This window comes from Cellvibrio sp. (assembly GCF_046347455.1).
Taxonomy (GTDB): Bacteria; Pseudomonadota; Gammaproteobacteria; order Pseudomonadales; family Cellvibrionaceae; genus Cellvibrio.
On sequence record NZ_JAXMGC010000002.1, the window covers coordinates 358144 to 375345 of the forward strand.

Consider the following 17202-nt stretch of genomic DNA (forward strand, 5'->3'; position numbering starts at 1 on the left):
TTAAATTTAGGAAGGTAAACACATGAAACCACTGTATCAAAACCTGACGGGTGTTCTTTTAAGCTTGGCAATGCTGGTTGTCGCTCCGCTTGCGACCGCTGCCGAAAAAACACCCCAAGCCATTGTTGAGCAAGCAACAACCGATATGCTCGCGATTGTGAAAAAGCACAATGCCGCTGGCAAAAAAACTGATGCTTACTATGCCGATGTGCAAAAAACATTAGACGCAGTGGTGGATTTTCCGTTTATCGCCAAAGCCGTAATGCGTAAATCTGCAAAAACCGCAACGCCTGAGCAGGTGGAAAAATTCACTGCTGTTTTTAAAGATGGCTTGATCAAGACATACGCAAAAGGCATTGCCAACTATGCCGATAGCCAAATTAAAACCTTGCCTGTGACCATGGCCGCCGATGCGCGCCGCGTTACTGTAGATCAAGAGGTTAGCGACAAAGGCACTACTCACAAGCTTTCTTACACCTTGAAGCAAGGCGACAGCGGCGAGTGGAAATTGATTAACGTGGTGTTGAATGGCGTAAATTTGGGTGAATCCTTCACCAGCCAGTTTGACCAAGCCATGATCAAAAATGACAAGAATGTGGATAAAGTGATTGAGACTTGGTTGGCTACCAACTAATTCTTATTCCAGCCTGCGAAAAACCCCAGCCCTAAACGGCTGGGGTTTTTTATTTATGTGTATTTCTTGGTGCGCTTTTGGGTGCGATTACAGGCTTTTTCGGGTAAGATTCACGCCTTTCTGTGTTACCTATTATTTTTTGATTCAGGGCTAAGCCCTACGAGTTTTTTCTATGCAAGCTGAGCAGATAAAAGCACTTATTGAAAGCCAAATTCCCGATAGCCAAGTCCAGGTTGGTATCAACGGCAGCCACATCGATTTGGTTGTTGTTAGCCCTGTGTTCGCGGGTTTAACCCCCGTTAAAAAGCAACAGTTAGTGCTGGGCACTTTGGCCCAACAATTTGCCGATGGCACTATCCACGCGGTGGATTTTGTGAAGACCTTTACCCCTGAACAATGGCAACAACAGCAATAACGAACCCTTTAGTCGTCTGCATAATCTGGATTTGTAATGGATAAGTTTAAAATTCTGGGCGGTGGTCCGCTCAGTGGCGAAATTTGTATTTCTGGCTCCAAAAACGCTGCGCTGCCTATTTTGGCGGCTGTATTGCTGGCGGATAGCCCCGTCACCCTGCTAAATGTTCCTCATCTGAATGACATCACCACCATGAATAAGCTGCTGGCTTCCATGGGGGTGAAAATCACCGGCACTAACGGCCACGGCTTTGTGCTGGATGCCAATAACATCACCGAATTTACGGCGCCTTACGATTTGGTGAAAACCATGCGTGCGTCGATTCTGGTCTTGGGCCCGATGCTCGCGCGCTATGGCGTGGCTAACGTGTCCTTTCCCGGCGGTTGCGCGATTGGTTCGCGCCCCGTGGATATTCACCTGCGCGGCTTGGAAGCTATGGGTGCAAAGATTGAGATCGATGGTGGTTACATCCGCGCAACATCCGAAGGCCGCTTGAAAGGCACCCACTTTTTGATGGATACCGTCACCGTTGGTGGTACGGAAAACCTGTTGATGGCGGCTGTACTTGCAGAAGGCAGAACCGTCCTGGAAAACGCCGCGCAAGAACCTGAGATTGTTGACCTCGCCAATATGTTGGTAAGGATGGGCGCTAAGATCGAAGGTATTGGAACCTCGGTACTGATTGTGGACGGCGTTGCGTCATTGCACGGTTGCACTTACACGGTCATGCCTGATCGTATTGAAACAGGCACTTATTTGGTGGCGGCAGCGGCCACACGCGGCAAAATCAAACTCACGTCAACCAGCGCAACCATTTTGGAAGCCGTTATCGTAAAACTGGAAGAGGCCGGTGCAGAAATCACTCAAGGCGACGATTGGATTGAGTTGGATATGCACGGTAAACGCCCTAAAGCCGTCAGCCTAAAGACAGCTCCATATCCTGCGTTTCCTACTGATATGCAATCGCAATTTATGGCGATGAACGCGGTTGCGGAAGGTGTAAGCCACATCACTGAAACGATTTTTGAAAATCGTTTGGTGCAAGTGAACGAGCTGAATCGCATGGGCGCGCACATTACGCTGGAAGGTAATACGGCGGTTGTTACTGGTGTTGAACGCTTGAAGGGCGCACCCGTTATGGCGTCGGATTTGCGAGCATCGGCCAGTTTGGTGATTGCCGGATTGGTCGCGGACGGCGAAACCATGATTGATCGTATTTACCACATCGATCGCGGTTATGAAGCCATCGAAGCAAAATTCCAAAGCATTGGCGCCAGCGTTACCCGCGTCAAAAGCAACTAAGCAGTTAGTAAAAGGCCAGCAGATTATGAGTCAAACTCTCACCATCGCGCTCACCAAAGGGCGAATTCTGGAAGAAACCCTGCCATTGCTGAAAGCAGCGGGTATTGAGCCCTTGGAAGATATGGAAAAGAGCCGCAAGCTGGTGTTTGAAACCACCGAGCCAAATGTGCGCTTACTGCTATTGCGTGGTGCTGATGTTCCCACCTATGTTCAATTTGGTGCGGCAGACATGGGCGTTTCCGGCAAAGATACGCTTATGGAAAACGGTGCTGACGGTCTTTATGAACCTTTGGATTTAAATATTGCGCGCTGCAAGTTAATGACCGCAGGTGTTAAAGGCGTGAGTACTCCGCCCGGACGTATCCGTGTGGCGACTAAGTACGTCAATATCGCAAAACAATATTACGCATCGCAAGGCCGCCAAACAGACATCATCAAATTGTACGGCGCGATGGAATTGGCTCCAATCCTGAATTTGGCTGACGAGATTGTGGATATTGTCGATACCGGCAACACGCTTCGCGCGAATGGTTTGGAGCCGCGTGAATTTATCGCTGACATCAGTTCGCGTTTGATTGTGAACAAAGCGTCCATGAAGATGAAGCACGTACAAATCCAAACGATTATTGATCATATTGCAAAAGCGGTAGCTATTTAAATCTTTGTATTTGATGGGGCGTCGTTGTTGGAACGACGGCTCGCCGAAATATTTATCTTGCCCATAACAATTTCCAATGAGCTTTTTTCTTTCTCAAGCTTGATGATTCATTTACTTCATTGAAACGAGCACATCCATGTCTGAATCTCTTATCACCCGTTTAGATGCGAGCCAAAGCGATTTTAAACAGCGCCTTGATGATTTATTGGCGTGGGAATCTGTTAGCGATACGCGCGTTGCTGAGGTGGTGAACGATATTTTGCGTCAAGTAAGCACACGCGGTGATGCAGCGGTGTTGGAATACACCAACAAATTCGATCGTCGCAGTGCGCAAAGCATTTCTAATTTAGTGGTGACCGCCGAGCAGCTCAAAAATGCGCTGACTGAAATAACGCCAGAGCAACGCAATGCATTAGAAGTTGCGGCTGAACGTATCCGCAGTTACCACAAGCACCAGTTACAAACCTCGTGGCAATACACCGAAGCTGACGGGACTATTCTCGGTCAGCAAATCAGTGCTATGGAACGTGTCGGGCTCTATGTTCCCGGCGGAAAAGCGTCTTATCCATCGTCTGTGTTGATGAATGCAATTCCTGCAAAGGTGGCTGGGGTCGATGAGTTAACCATGGTTGTGCCTGCACCGGATGGTGAGCTGAGCCCAATGGTTTTAGCGGCTGCTGCGATAGCTGGTGTTGATCGCGTAATTACCATTGGCGGCGCACAAGCGGTTGCAGCTTTAGCTTACGGAACTGAAACCATTGCCAAAGTGGATAAGATTGTTGGCCCCGGAAATATCTACGTTGCGACTGCAAAGCGCGCCGTATTCGGCCAAGTGGCGATTGATATGATCGCTGGTCCTTCTGAAATTTTAGTGATTTGCGATGGTTTAACCGATCCCGATTGGATTGCGATGGATTTGTTTAGCCAAGCTGAGCACGATGAACAAGCTCAAGCAATTTTGCTTTGCCCTGATGCAGATTATCTCGATAAGGTTGAAGCTTCAATTGCTCGTTTGTTGCCAACTTTATCGCGCAATGAGATTGCAAAAACATCGCTAAAAAATCGTGGGGCGCTTATCAAAGTTGCCGATATTGAGGAGGCGATTGTGGTGAGCAATCGCATTGCGCCTGAGCATTTGGAATTATCTGTCGAAGATCCAAAAGCCTTGTTGCCGAAGATCCGTCATGCGGGCGCGATTTTTATGGGGCGCTTTACGCCAGAAGCTTTAGGAGATTATTGCGCTGGGCCGAATCACGTATTACCTACGTCGGGTACTGCGCGTTTCTCGTCGCCGCTGGGTGTTTATGATTTCCAAAAACGCAGTTCAATTATTATGTGTTCTGCGGCAGGTGCATCGGAATTGTCGAAAGTGGCTTCTGTATTGGCGCGTGGCGAATATTTAGAAGCGCACGCACGTTCAGCGGAATATCGTATTAAAGATTAAATTGGTGCGTATAAAAAAAGGGAGCCTTGGCTCCCTTTTTTCTGCTCTCCGTTTAAGTTTTCACTTCGGTAGGTCGGACGCCCGCAGTCACTTTCATCTCCAGCGTCTTGCCGCCGCGTAGCACAGTAATGCTAATTTCAGTGCCCGGTTTAAGGTTTCCAACCAAGTTTTGCACGGCGTGAATATTTCGCTCTGGAAAATTGGTGTCGGATAAGGATATTTCGTTCACTTTAATAATCACGTCTTCACGGCGTAAGCCCGCGTTTTCTACCGGGCTCCCTTCTTCCACGCCCGTCACAATCAGCCCCGACGAGCCGTAAATTTTCACCAACTTTTCGTTCATAGGGGCGGCAGAGAAACCTAACCATGCTCGGCGTATTTCACCAAACTCGGCAATTTGTTTTAGTGAATTCATGGCGATGTCGGCGGGAACTGCAAAGCTAATCCCAACGGATGCCGCGCCGGTTTCATCTAAAATAGCGGTATTGATGCCGATAAGATTTCCGCGTGCGTCAATCAATGCGCCGCCGGAGTTTCCCGGGTTAATTGCTGCATCGGTTTGAATAAAATTTTCACGGCTATTAATGCCCAATCCCCAGCGCCCCAGTGCGCTCACAATACCTTGGCTAACGCTTTGACCAACGCCGAAGGGGTTGCCGATGGCAAGCGCAATATCACCCACGCGCAGACTATTGGGTTGGCCAAGACTAATCGGCAATAAATTATCCAATGTGATTTTTAAAACGGCCAAATCGTTTTCTGAATCTATGCCCACCAATTCGGCCGATGTATAACGACCATCGTTCAGTAAAACCTGAATTTTGTCCGCACCGTTGATAACGTGGTTATTGGTAAGAATCAGCCCGCGCGCATCTACAATAACGCCTGAACCCAAGGTGCGTTGCATGCGTTCTTGCAGCGGGATATTGGAATTATTGAACCATTGGCGATAGTAAGGATTGGTGTAGTAGCGTGGGTCGCGTTCAATCACTTTTTTAGCTGTATAGATATTCACAACAGCGGGCGCTGCGCGGGCAACGGCATCGGCGTAAGAATAAGGACCTGTATTAGAATTTGCGACGGCGGGGGCGACGACTTGCTGTTGCCCACGTAGCTGAGGGAAAAGAAGCATTGCTAAAAGAGCAATAATAACGCCTACCGCTGTTGGCCAAGCTGCGAATTGCAGAAGACGCTTGAGGTTCATGTGGTTTGCTCCCTTGCCAACTCGGCTACAGTAAAAACCCCGCTACGAAGGCGGGGTTAACAGGTTTATTGTTCTAGTTTGAATTCTTAACTTAGTAACGCTTTGTCACAGCACCATCAAAATCATAGTCTTCCGGCGTCTCTGTAGGGCGCATGACTGCATGCTCATCGTCACGCAAACCATAATCTTCGGCCAAAGCGCCTTTTGCGCCCACAGGTTTCGGCGCCCAGTCTCTCGGCGGCTCTATATGCTGAGCGTTAATGTAACTATTTTTAGATTCGCCCAAGCTGCTGGCGGAGTCCAAAATTTTGCGGCTAATTTCTGGTGTTGCCAGTTTGAGCGCGCTACTCGCTAAATGTTCGTGCATTTCGCGATAGCATTGAGTCATATCGCTGATATGTTTGGAGGTTTGCGCGAAGGACTCGGCAACATCCCGTTGATAGTTTTGCAATGTACTTTCTGCTTCATTCAAGCGATCTTCGAGTTCACGGCTGTAAATGTTGGAGCGGAAGATGTGTAGTAAAAAGGCACCCAACGCGGTACCGCAGAGTAGAAAGAAAAAACCGGTAAAAACCAGAGTGCTGAGTGAGAACACAAAAGTCTCCTTAACGACTGTCGAAATAGGTAGAATTCAGGCTTTGCCTTAGATGCGAATTCTTACGGCTTACTGCCATAGTATAAGCCTTTTGTTGGCCTAGTTTGGGAAATAGTTTGGCAAAATGCTCGGGCGGAAAATGATCTTATGGGTCATACATTTAATTATTCCTCAGGAAAAATGTAGTGTTGGTTGAAAAAGAGTCAAAACTAGCGATTGCCGGCCCGGTAGGGAGTCTGGAATCTGCCATTAACCGCGGGGACAGCAACGCTCCCTTAAGCGCGCTTAATGCCGTTGTCATCATTTGCCATCCGCATCCTGTTCATGGCGGCACTATGGACAATAAAGTCGTGACGACCCTGATGCGCACCTACAGAGATTTGGGTGTTCATGTCGTACGATTCAATTTTCGCGGTGTCGGCCAAAGTGAGGGTGTTTTCGATAACGCGGTTGGTGAATTGGATGATCTACTCGCCGTGATTACGTGGGTGAAAACCAATTTCCCCCAAAGCCCCATTATGATTGCCGGTTTTTCATTTGGTTCATCCATAGCAGCAAGAGCGAGCTATTCAGTCGCGGGTTTGTTGCATTTAACTCTGGTTGCTCCGCCGGTAGAGCGTTATGAATATGATCGCGATGGCGTTTTCAACTCGCCGCTATGTGTGATTCAGGGCGATAAAGATGAGCGAGTTATCGCCCAAGGTGTTTATGATTGGGTCACTGGTCTGAAAAGTTCCGCAGAATTGATTCGTTATCCTGACGCTGGTCATTTCTTCCATGGTTATCTAACCGATTTAAAAACCGATCTCACCCATATCTTGCTCCAGCAAATTCCTCATTAATCTGTTCTCTGAATTCTTATGACCTTATCTGCAAGTGAAAACCTGTCTCCTGTCGCGCGCTACGAGCGCGATTTGCAACGCGATGACTTTCGTCGAGATGCGTCGCAAGCGCACGCTGTACAACATCTACAAACCTTATATGAAGCTTTGGTGGCGGATTGGCAGTTGCATCAATCATCTGCATTTGGCGGAATTTTAAAGCGCTTGTTTGGCAGCTCTGATAAAACCCAAATTAAAGGTTTGTATTTTTGGGGTGGGGTGGGGCGCGGAAAAACCTATTTAATGGACAACTTTTTTGAAAGTTTGCCCTTCCCGCAAAAAATGCGTATGCACTTTCATCGCTTTATGCGTCGTGTGCATAGCGAGTTAAAGCAGTTGGATGGGCAGAAGAATCCACTGCAAAAAGTGGCCGATATTATTGCTGCGGAAACCAAAGTTATCTGCTTTGATGAGTTTTTTGTGTCCGATATTACGGATGCCATGATTCTTGGCACATTGATGTCGGAATTGTTTGAGCGCGGCGTAGTGTTGGTCGCAACGTCCAATATAGTCCCGGATGGGTTGTATAAAGACGGTCTGCAGCGCGCGCGCTTTTTGCCCGCTATCGAGCTACTGAAAAAGCATACGCACGTCGTGAATGTGGATGGTGGTGTGGATTATCGATTGCGCGCACTTGAGCAAGCCGAGCTTTATCACTTCCCATTGGATCAGAGCGCGGATTTGAGTTTGCAGAAAAGCTTCCGCAGCTTGCTTGCATCGCCTGCTGATGAGAAAGCAAATCAGGTGCTCATCGTAGAAGGGCGGGAAATTCACGCGCGCTTTTCGGCAGAAGGGGTGGTTTGGTTCGATTTCGATGCGATTTGTGACGGGCCGCGTTCGCAGAATGATTACATCGAACTTTCCAAAGAATACCACTCGGTTTTTGTGAGTAATGTGCCTGCGTTGGGGCGGGCTAATGACGATCAAGCTCGCCGCTTTATCAATCTTGTCGACGAATTCTACGATCGTCACGTCAAATTGGTGTTATCCGCTGAAAAACCCTTGGCCGAACTTTATTCTGAAGGAAAATTGAACTTTGAGTTTCAACGAACGGTCAGTCGCTTGTTGGAAATGCAGAGCATGGAATATTTGGCAATGGAACACAGGCCTTAGTCTTGTGGAAGCGGCATTCTGTGGGTGTCTGTAAGTTATATACAACTTGACTATAAGAATGCTTTCAGCGATCCTAGTGGCCGCTTGTATACGACCATCTAGCTAGTCCTTCGGTAGCGGTCATTATTCGGTTGACTGCGCTCACGCTGATTCGACAAACCCTATTAAACCTATAAGAAGCTAAAACAAAATGAATCAAACCACTCAAAAACTCTCCGTTGTCGAGAAAGTTGGCTACAGCTTGGGCGACCTCGCTGCCAACCTGATTTTCCAAACGCTTGTTACCTTTTTGGCCTTCTTCTATACCGACGTGTTCGGTATTCCCGCGACCACAGCATCTTTCATTATGCTGACGGCGGGTATGATTGGCGCCTTTGTATTTACGCCAGTTATGGGTTTTATTGCAGACCGCACTAAAACGCGCTGGGGTAAATTCCGCCCCTGGATTTTATGGACTGCTATTCCGTTCGGTGTAATCGCGCTTCTTGCGTTTAGTACCCCGGCGCTTGATCAAAACCAAAAGATTATTTACGCCTGGGTAACCTATCTGTTGTTGCTCGGTGTTTATGCTGCAAATAACCTTCCTTACTCTGCGCTTAGTGGTGTGCTCACTGGCAACATGGCTGAACGCAACAGTTTGTCCGCTTACCGTTTTGTGGCGGTAATGCTTGCGCAATTTGTGATTCAAGTGTTGCTCTTGCCAATCGTGTTGATGCTTGGCAATGGCGATAAAGCCCAAGGTTTCCACAATGCAATGATTCTGTTTGCAAGCGTGGGTATTGTGTTTTTCCTGATTACTTTCCTTACCACTAAAGAACGTATATTGCCAATTGTGGAGGAAAAAACGACAGTATCGCAGGATATTCATGACCTGTTGAAAAACCTGCCTTGGTTGATCATGTTGATTGTCACTGTGTTGGTATTTATCAACCTTTCCTTGAAAGGTGGCGCATACATTTATTATTTCGAAAACTATTTGGATCAAAACGCGCTCGCCGCTTTCCTTGATGGCATCGGCTTTAATTCTTTTATCCACGGTCTCAACGCGACTTTGCAATCAATGGGTGTGGCTCAGTTTAAGTGGCCAGACGATGCGGCGACATCTGCCTTTGGTTTGTTTAACGGTGGCGGCATTATCATGCAGATCATCGGTATTTGTTTCTCCAAACAAATTGCAGATCGCTTCGGCAAACGCAATACCTTTGGTGCAGCGCTGTTTGTGTCTACCTTATTCCTCTTAGCGTTTAATTGGTTCCCGAAAGATGCCATAGGCTTGTGCTTTGTATCGCAAATACTTCACGGTTTCTTCTATGGTCTTACTGTTCCTCTTCTGTGGGCGATGATTGCTGACGTTGCTGATTATTCAGAATGGAAAAACAATCGCCGTGCAACCGCGATTATTTTCTCTGCCATGTTAGTAGGTTTGAAAGCGGGTTTGAGTATTGGCGGTTCTTTGCTTGCAGGTATCTTGGGCTACTACCACTACGATGCCGCCTTGCAAGTGCAATCACCGGAAACGATTGAAGGTATTAAAGCCTCCATTAGTATTTATGCATCAATTCCATTCTTTATTGCGGTTGCTTGTTTGTTCCTCTACTCAATCAACAAACAAACAGAAAACCAAATTGAAGCGGAACTGAACGAGCGTCGCAAAGCGGCGGGCAAATAATTTATAGAAACACTGATTTTAAAGACGAGATATTGTTATGGCTGCTGAAGAAACCTTAGCTCCCGAAATCGTAGCGGATTTAAAGACGCGCGCGATTTCCCAACCATTGGTTGAACATATTTACACTGCCGATCCATCGGCTCACGTGTTCAATGGCAAGATTTATATTTACCCATCGCACGATATAGAAGCGGGCATTCCGTTTAACGACAACGGTGATCATTTTGGTATGGAAGACTATCATGTGATTTCGCTCGATTCTCCCGAAAGCCCTGCTGTTGATAATGGTGTGGCCTTGCATGTGAAAGATGTGCCTTGGGCACAACGCCAGATGTGGGCTCCCGATGCGGCGCACAAAAATGGAAAATACTACCTGTATTTCCCCGCGAAACGTGCCGACAACATCTTCCAAATTGGTGTAGCTGTTGGTGATTCACCTGTTGGGCCATTTAAAGCAGAACCAGAAGCGATTAAAGGCAGTTACACAATAGATCCCGCTGTGTTTGAAGATACGGATGGCAGTTACTACATGTACTTCGGCGGTATTTGGGGCGGCCAATTACAGAATTATCGCAACAACCAATACGACGCTAACCGTGGTGAACCTGCGGATAACGAGCCTGCTCTCGGCCCAATCGTTGCTCGCTTGAGTGACGACATGTTGCAATTTGCTGAAACACCGCGCGAAATTAAAATCCTCGATGAAAATGGTCAGCCATTGTTGGCAGGTGATCACGACCGTCGTTTCTTTGAAGCATCATGGATGCACAAATATAACGGCAAGTATTACTTCTCCTATTCAACAGGTAACACGCATTTCTTGTGTTACGCGACTGGCGATAGTCCTTACGGCCCATTTACTTACGGCGGCCGCATTCTTGAACCCGTAATTGGTTGGACTACTCACCATTCAATCGCTGAATACCAAGGGCAGTGGTATTTGTTCTATCACGACTCCGTATTGTCGAAAGGCATTACGCATTTGCGCTCAGTGAAAATGACGCCACTTACGCATAAGCCGGATGGAAGTATCCAGACGATTGTCCCTTACCGCGATTAATATAGAAAAAAGCCCAGCGTATGCTGGGCTTTTTTATTGCCATTCTAAAACCACCTCCTATGGAGGTGGTGATCAGCTACTCGGGGCTATGCCTGAAAAGTGCCCATGCTAGATACTCAATCGTTTGTTACCAGCAAATGATCAGGAGTAAAAAGCATGAGCAGATATGAATCCGCTTCACACGTATTCTATCGATGTCAGTATTACATTGTTTGGACGCCGAAGTATAGGTTCAAGATATTGACGGGAAATATAGGAAAAGAGTTGTATCGAAGTATTTATGTGTTTTGTGGGATGAAGAATTGCAAAGTAGTTGAGCTAAATGTGCAGATAGATCATGTGCATTTGGTGGTAAGGACGCCGCCCAGCATAAGTGTTTCGGAGCTAATGGGGACATTGAAAGGAAGAACAGCGATAAGACTGTTCAATAAATTTCCGTATTTAAGAAAGGATAAAATGTGGGGAAATCATTTCTGGCAGCGTGGCTATTTTGTAGATTCAGTTGGCGCGAATGAAGAGGTGATTCGGAGATACGTACGTTATCAAGATAAGCAGGCGAGAGAGGAAGATGAGCGCCAGCTGCGGTTAGAGGTAACGGTTTAAGACAAGCACCCTTATAGGGTGCTAATCAAAGCCACCTGCTATGCAGGTGGATTTTTACTTCTAACATTTTGGATAAAGCTGCGGTTTCAAGATGTATAAAATTAATTTTTAATTTCTAAAAAGATTTGTTGTCGTTTAAATTTGTATTAAATGAAGGGTAAGCGACGTTTTCGTTTTTTAAGCTTAGATTGGCTTCGGTTACATTAATTCACATCATAGAGGTTTCGTTGTAAGGCTGTATAAGTATTTGTATACTCGGTCGCGCGACAATAACCGATAACAGGAGTTTTACATGTATAAGTCAGTGATAGCAGCGTGTTCTCTCGTTCTTTTAACAAGTAATGCCTCTGCGCAGTTGGGAGGAGTTGGGCTTTTTGGTGGGGGAGGTAACAATGGCTCTCGTGAAAGTATGGCTTTTGAAAAGCAGGAGAGCGCTCGCGAAGGACTCCGAAGGGAAGAATTCCAAAAGTTTCTTCTTGATCAAAAAGGCGAGGGCAAGGCAAGTCCCACATTTGCTGGAATATTTGAAACTGCTCGTGTTGCGATTTTAAAAAAAGAATTCGCGAAAGCTGACAAGTCAATGCAGAAATTGCGTCAACTTGAAAAAGTTAATGCGTATGAGCAAGCGCATATTAATCTTTTGGATTATTGGTATGCCGGAGCCCAGGGCAAGCCTGAGGCAGAGTATGAAGCTGCTTTAAAGGTTGTTTCTTCCGGGGCAGGAAATATTGAGGGGCGAACCTATGTGGATATAGGTATGCAGGTACTGAAAAGCCAATTTAATAATCAAGATCTAGGTGGTGCTATAGATACATTGGCAAACCTTCGCAAAGAGCCGGCATCTCAATCCGACTTGGCAGCTGTTCCTGCAGTGACAAAAAAGCTTGATGACTTGGCTGCACAGCAAACCGACATCATGCAAAAAATTACCACCAACGAATCTGGCAATTGGAGTGCTAAGCTTTTTAAGCAGCATTTTTACTTTAGCGGAGTTAATGGTGAGATTAGTAGCCTTGGTTTTAATTGCACAAACAAACAAACAACACTTCCTTACAAGCAAGACAGCATTATGGAAATTCCAGATGCGTGGGGCAATTGTACGATGAAAGTGAATGCTAAACCTAATACGTCTTTTAATATTGTACAGATGCAAAAAAAACCTAATTAAAAAAACAAATTGCTTTAATAAAAAGCCCCGCAAGTGCGGGGCTTTTTATTACCTGCACCTAGCAGTCATGTCCATGTCGGATTTGTACAAACTTGTGTTAACGTTGAGTAAGCCGAGCGTGGTGTGGAATAAATTGTCGTGTGAGTATTCGCTGTTTGTAGACTCATGAAGGCATTGGCGGTTAATTGCAGAATCTTGCTCAAAACCAGGCGAGAACCAAAAGAAGAAGGGGACGTGCTTCTGCTCTATAGGTGCTATCAGATATGGCATACCGTGCAAATATAAATTGTTTTCGCCGAGGGATTCCCCGTGATCTGAGAGATAGATCATCGCCGTATTGTAAGAATCGCTTTTTGTTTTTAACCATTCAATCGTATTGTTCAAAAATAGGTCTGTCATATGAATGGTATTATCGAAAGCATTGTTAATTTGCTCCGCAGTGCAATCTTGTAGTTTGTTAACTTTACAAACTGGCTTGAATACCTCCATGTTTTCCGGGTAGCGATTGTAGTAATCAGGGCCGTGGCTGCCTTTCGGATGAAGCACAATCACTTTGTTTCCTTTCATAGAAGCAAGTTTTTCATCTATACCGTGCAATAACACATTATCGAAGCACTCGCGTTCATTGCAATGTTCTGGAATTTTTAAATCCTTCATTGACTCGTATTCCACTCTATCGCATGTTCCCTTGCAGCTCGAGTTGTTGTCTCTCCATAGCACTGAGTATCCACTGCGCTTCAATATATCTAACAGGCCTTCTTGCGATTTTGCTTTTTTATCAGAATATTTTGCGCGGGTTAGGTTTGAGAACATGCAAGGAACAGACACAGCAGTTTCGGTGCCGCAAGAAAAAACTTGCTTGTAGTTAATGATGTCTTGCTGCGCGAGAAGTGGTGTCGTTGGTTTGTTGTATCCGTTGATGCTGAAGCGGTCTGCTCGAGCAGTTTCACCCACAACCAGTACAAACAATACTGGTTTGGTTTGTTTGGCTGCGTTTGTATTTAGCTTTGCATCTTCACCAATGGGTTTTACCGTAACGGACTTGTTGCTCGCTGATGCATAGGAAATTGTCGCGTAGATAAAATTTACTGGGTTAATCATTTGACGGATATTTTTATTATTGCGAATAAACGAGGCATAGTCGGCAGTTAGTGGTGCTGCAACAATCACTATAGACAACAGCAGGACTGCCCAGAGTTTGAGCTTCGTCAGCCCTTCCTGCTTAAAGCTTCCAAATTGTAATTTCACCTTTAATAATAAGATGCTTGGGATTAGTCCCAGAATAACTATGTAAGTAGCAAGTGTTGCGTTAAACAATCCCGCAGCTTCTTTCGCATCCGTCTCCATGGTGTTTTGGATCATGTTTTGATGAATCACAATTCCATAAGCATTCATAAAATAAGCAACACTGGCCGCGGCAATAAAAATAAAAGCCATGACTGGTTTGGTTATTTTGGGTAAAACAATTAACGAGAGAACGAGTGCTGTAATAGCCGTTGCTACCCAAGTTAGGCTTGCAAAAAAAAGTGCTGATCTAATGTCTTGTATGGGTAGCGCTGAATGTAATGCTTTGAAAAAAGCAGAGTTAAAAAAAACAATGAACAAAATAGAACACAATAGAGTGAATTTTGTTGTGCTCATGCGCCAGGCAAAAAAATGGGGTGAAGGACTTTCGTCATAAATATCGCGTGACGAAGTTCTACGAAAAAGTGACATAAAAGCCTCTTATTTTGAATTGCTAGGTGATTTGCCCAGCAGCATTAACTTGTACATAAACAACGAAAAGAACCAGCAAATGCCGAGCGTCCATAAGTCGTGAGTAATGAAATGCGCGCCGCGCAATTGTTGGGATATGCCGAAAACAAGCCCAACGCTGAGGGCAAAACCCAGTCCTACCCAGCGCCACTTCGATTTCATATGAATGCCCAAGAAATAAAACGCTAACCACGCATAGCCACCACTGGCATGACCCGCTGGAAAACATCCATCGCCGCTCATGTGGATGATTTGGCTGAAAACGCTCGCATATTGCAATTCGCCGCCATAGCGTGAGAAATCCCAAGGGCAAGAAACATGGCTGATATCTTTTAAAATGCTAATTAATCCGCTGCTGCCCGCAGCTGCACAGAGTAAAAAAAACAGTTCGCGCTGGTATTTTAGAAGTCTCGGTGTCAGGTAGGTACCAATTACGGCTAGGATGACAAGCAGGGCGATGGTAAGTGAAAAATATTTCCCGGTTTGATGTATTAATGCTTTCGTAACCCATGCGTTTTTCAGAGTCCAGCTTCCGCCTTCCCACGCATAAATCTTATCCGCCAGAAGTGCATCAACCCCACTTAGCTCAATATAAAGAGTAAGAGTGACAAGAATAAAAAGGGGGATGACTAGGTGGTAGCGCCAGAAATTAGGGGGAAGTGGGTGCTGCATGGTTGCTCGTAGTTATTATGGGTTAGGGAAGTGCGCGCAGTTTACCAGCAGCCCATACTCCGCGCGAATGAATTAAGTGCCGGCGCACTAATGCTTAATTCGTCCTTAAGGTTGGTGGATGCAGTCTGGTCAGAATCGGTTTGGGTTTATAAGGTTGGGGTGCATGCCTAGGGATAGCTGAGAAGGTACTTTTGGGTTGAAAAGCCGGTTTCAAATGTGTAGTATTCGCGCTCTTTTTCTGTGGGGAAGCCTTTTTGGACTTTGTCACAACTTTCGGTAGGGTTTTCCTACACTTCATTAACCAGCATAGGCAAATACAACATGAAGACTTATAGTGCCAAAGCTGAATCAGTAGTTCGTGACTGGTTCATCGTCGATGCAGCTGGCAAGACCCTGGGTCGCCTGTCTGCAGAAATCGCCTCTCGTTTGCGCGGCAAGCACAAGCCTGAGTACACCCCACACGTAGATACCGGTGATTACATTATTGTAATCAACGCTGGCCAAGTTCGTGTGACTGGTAGAAAGTTGACTGATAAGATTTATTATCATCATACCAATCACATCGGCGGTATCAAATCTATCAGCTTCAGACATTTGGTTGAGAAGTCTCCTACCTCTCCAATCGAAATCGCTGTAAAAGGTATGTTGCCAAAAGGTCCGTTGGGCCGTGCAATGTTGCGCAAGCTGAAAGTGTACGCAGGTAGTGAGCATCCGCACACTGCTCAGCAACCACAAGAACTGACTATCTAATAAGGGGCTGACAGATGGCTACAACTCAATATTACGGTACAGGTCGTCGCAAGACCTCTACTGCACGTGTTTTTATCACTGCCGGTACCGGTGCAATCGTTGTAAATGATCGTCCTTTGGATGAATACTTCGGTCGTCCAGTTGCTCGTTTGGTTGTTCGTCAACCATTGGAATTGGTTGGTTTGAGCGACAAATTCGACGTAAACGTAACTGTTTCTGGTGGCGGTTCTTTCGGTCAAGCGGGTGCAATTCGTCACGGTTTGACTCGTGCTTTGATGGAATACAACGAAGAGTTGCGTTCTGAATTGCGTAAAGCTGGTTACGTTACTCGCGACTCTCGTGAAGTTGAGCGTAAGAAAGTTGGTCTGCGTAAAGCACGTAAGAAGCCACAATTCTCCAAGCGTTAATAGTCATCCTTGGAGGCATATTTCGCCGCCAATTGATGATTATCAAAAAACGCCCAAGTCATTGCTGGCTTGGGCGTTTTTTTACATCTACACTTTATGTTCTTTAGTATCTAAATCCTTTTGTTAAGTATGGTTATTCTTGTAAGAAACGCGTAATTTCTTTAAGATTGCCGCTTTTTTGGGATTGTCCAAAATCATCCTAAACCATTGCGTTTACTCGCGTATTTGCTCTGGTTTACTGGCCGTCAAAGCTGTTAGGGGAGAAGTTCGTCATGAGTAATGACGCTGTAAACAAAACGCGTCGTCGCCTGCTTATTGGGGCTACGACTGCAGTAGGTGCAGCAGGTGCCGTTGGCATTGCAGTACCGTTCGTCGGGTCATGGAACCCAAGTGCCAAGGCTAAATCGGCTGGTGCTCCCGTAAAATTCAACATGAGCAAGATCGAACCGGGCGCTATGGTCACCGTTGAGTGGCGTGGCAAGCCGGTTTATGTTGTTCGTCGTACACCTGAAGCTCTGGCGAGCTTGAAGAAGGTGGAAGATCAAGGCGTAATTCGAGATCCTAAATCTGAAGCACCTCAGCAGCCTAAATATGCGCAAAACGAAGGTCGTTCCATCAAGCCTGAATTCGCTATTTTGCTGGGCGTATGTACCCACCTCGGTTGTTCTCCTCTTTATCGTCCTGATGTTGGCGCTGCTGATTTGGGTGGCGACAAGTGGCAGGGCGGTTTCTTCTGTCCATGCCATGGTTCTAAATACGATTTGGCTGGCCGCGTTTACACCGGTGTTCCAGCTCCGCTCAATCTCGAAGTGCCCAAGCATTATTACGAGAGTGAAAACGTAGTTATCATCGGCGAAGACCAGGGGGCATAA

General features: G+C 46.1%; 18 protein-coding genes. 14 read left to right on the forward strand and 4 right to left on the reverse strand.

The features are described from left to right. The first annotated feature begins 22 nt into the window (after positions 1 to 22). The 5 genes from U1F02_RS05430 to hisD all read left to right on the forward strand — a co-directional run bounded on the left by U1F02_RS05430 (position 23) and on the right by hisD (position 4453). Positions 23 to 634, forward strand: a complete 612-nt coding sequence (locus U1F02_RS05430) for a phospholipid-binding protein MlaC (protein ID WP_409989350.1) — start codon at positions 23 to 25, stop codon at positions 632 to 634. Between the two features lie 172 nt (positions 635 to 806). Beyond that, positions 807 to 1049 carry a BolA family protein gene (locus U1F02_RS05435; RefSeq protein ID WP_409989351.1) on the forward strand — a complete coding sequence of 81 codons (243 nt, stop codon included), beginning with the start codon at positions 807 to 809 and terminating at the stop codon, positions 1047 to 1049. 36 nt (positions 1050 to 1085) lie between these two features. Further along, positions 1086 to 2351, forward strand: a complete 1266-nt coding sequence (gene murA / locus U1F02_RS05440) for a UDP-N-acetylglucosamine 1-carboxyvinyltransferase (protein ID WP_409989352.1) — start codon at positions 1086 to 1088, stop codon at positions 2349 to 2351. Positions 2352 to 2376: 25 nt separating this feature from the next. Then, on the forward strand, positions 2377 to 3009 hold the full coding sequence (gene hisG, locus U1F02_RS05445) for an ATP phosphoribosyltransferase (RefSeq protein ID WP_409989353.1): 633 nt from the start codon (positions 2377 to 2379) through the stop codon (positions 3007 to 3009). Between the two features lie 136 nt (positions 3010 to 3145). Beyond that, positions 3146 to 4453, forward strand: a complete 1308-nt coding sequence (hisD, locus tag U1F02_RS05450) for a histidinol dehydrogenase (RefSeq protein ID WP_409989354.1) — start codon at positions 3146 to 3148, stop codon at positions 4451 to 4453. A gap of 52 nt (positions 4454 to 4505) precedes the next feature. On the opposite strand, the gene U1F02_RS05455 is transcribed toward hisD, so the two are convergent. Continuing rightward, the gene (locus U1F02_RS05455; RefSeq protein ID WP_409989355.1) at positions 4506 to 5657 is read right to left on the reverse strand and encodes a S1C family serine protease; all 1152 of its coding nucleotides are present in this window, start codon (positions 5655 to 5657) and stop codon (positions 4506 to 4508) included. A gap of 91 nt (positions 5658 to 5748) precedes the next feature. Continuing rightward, positions 5749 to 6252, reverse strand: a complete 504-nt coding sequence (locus U1F02_RS05460) for a YhcB family protein (protein WP_409989356.1) — start codon at positions 6250 to 6252, stop codon at positions 5749 to 5751. Positions 6253 to 6437: 185 nt separating this feature from the next. Between U1F02_RS05460 and U1F02_RS05465 the strand changes: the two genes are divergently transcribed. The 6 genes from U1F02_RS05465 (at position 6438) to U1F02_RS05490 (ending at position 12746) form a co-directional block, all read left to right on the forward strand. Further along, on the forward strand, positions 6438 to 7094 hold the full coding sequence (locus tag U1F02_RS05465; protein WP_409989357.1) for an alpha/beta hydrolase: 657 nt from the start codon (positions 6438 to 6440) through the stop codon (positions 7092 to 7094). 42 nt (positions 7095 to 7136) lie between these two features. Next, positions 7137 to 8246: a cell division protein ZapE gene (gene zapE / locus U1F02_RS05470; protein ID WP_409989555.1), complete on the forward strand. Its 1110-nt coding sequence runs from the start codon at positions 7137 to 7139 to the stop codon at positions 8244 to 8246. Between the two features lie 190 nt (positions 8247 to 8436). Next, positions 8437 to 9915: an MFS transporter gene (locus tag U1F02_RS05475; protein WP_409989358.1), complete on the forward strand. Its 1479-nt coding sequence runs from the start codon at positions 8437 to 8439 to the stop codon at positions 9913 to 9915. 37 nt (positions 9916 to 9952) lie between these two features. After that, a complete protein-coding gene (locus U1F02_RS05480; RefSeq protein ID WP_409989359.1) occupies positions 9953 to 10975 on the forward strand; it encodes a glycoside hydrolase family 43 protein in 1023 nt (340 codons plus the stop codon). A gap of 156 nt (positions 10976 to 11131) precedes the next feature. Next, positions 11132 to 11578, forward strand: a complete 447-nt coding sequence (gene tnpA / locus U1F02_RS05485) for an IS200/IS605 family transposase (protein WP_409989360.1) — start codon at positions 11132 to 11134, stop codon at positions 11576 to 11578. Between the two features lie 292 nt (positions 11579 to 11870). Continuing rightward, positions 11871 to 12746: a hypothetical protein gene (locus tag U1F02_RS05490; protein WP_409989361.1), complete on the forward strand. Its 876-nt coding sequence runs from the start codon at positions 11871 to 11873 to the stop codon at positions 12744 to 12746. Between the two features lie 48 nt (positions 12747 to 12794). On the opposite strand, the gene U1F02_RS05495 is transcribed toward U1F02_RS05490, so the two are convergent. Then, positions 12795 to 14462 (reverse strand): phosphoethanolamine transferase, encoded by a 1668-nt coding sequence (locus U1F02_RS05495; protein WP_409989362.1) that lies wholly within the window; start codon positions 14460 to 14462, stop codon positions 12795 to 12797. A 9-nt stretch (positions 14463 to 14471) separates the two neighbouring features. Next, positions 14472 to 15173 (reverse strand): phosphatase PAP2 family protein, encoded by a 702-nt coding sequence (locus U1F02_RS05500; protein WP_409989363.1) that lies wholly within the window; start codon positions 15171 to 15173, stop codon positions 14472 to 14474. Between the two features lie 321 nt (positions 15174 to 15494). Between U1F02_RS05500 and rplM the strand changes: the two genes are divergently transcribed. From rplM to petA, 3 genes are all read left to right on the forward strand, one after another. After that, a complete protein-coding gene (gene rplM / locus U1F02_RS05505; RefSeq protein WP_409989364.1) occupies positions 15495 to 15923 on the forward strand; it encodes a 50S ribosomal protein L13 in 429 nt (142 codons plus the stop codon). A gap of 14 nt (positions 15924 to 15937) precedes the next feature. Beyond that, positions 15938 to 16330 (forward strand): 30S ribosomal protein S9, encoded by a 393-nt coding sequence (rpsI, locus tag U1F02_RS05510; protein WP_409989365.1) that lies wholly within the window; start codon positions 15938 to 15940, stop codon positions 16328 to 16330. A 272-nt stretch (positions 16331 to 16602) separates the two neighbouring features. Next, on the forward strand, positions 16603 to 17202 hold the full coding sequence (gene petA, locus U1F02_RS05515; RefSeq protein ID WP_409989366.1) for a ubiquinol-cytochrome c reductase iron-sulfur subunit: 600 nt from the start codon (positions 16603 to 16605) through the stop codon (positions 17200 to 17202).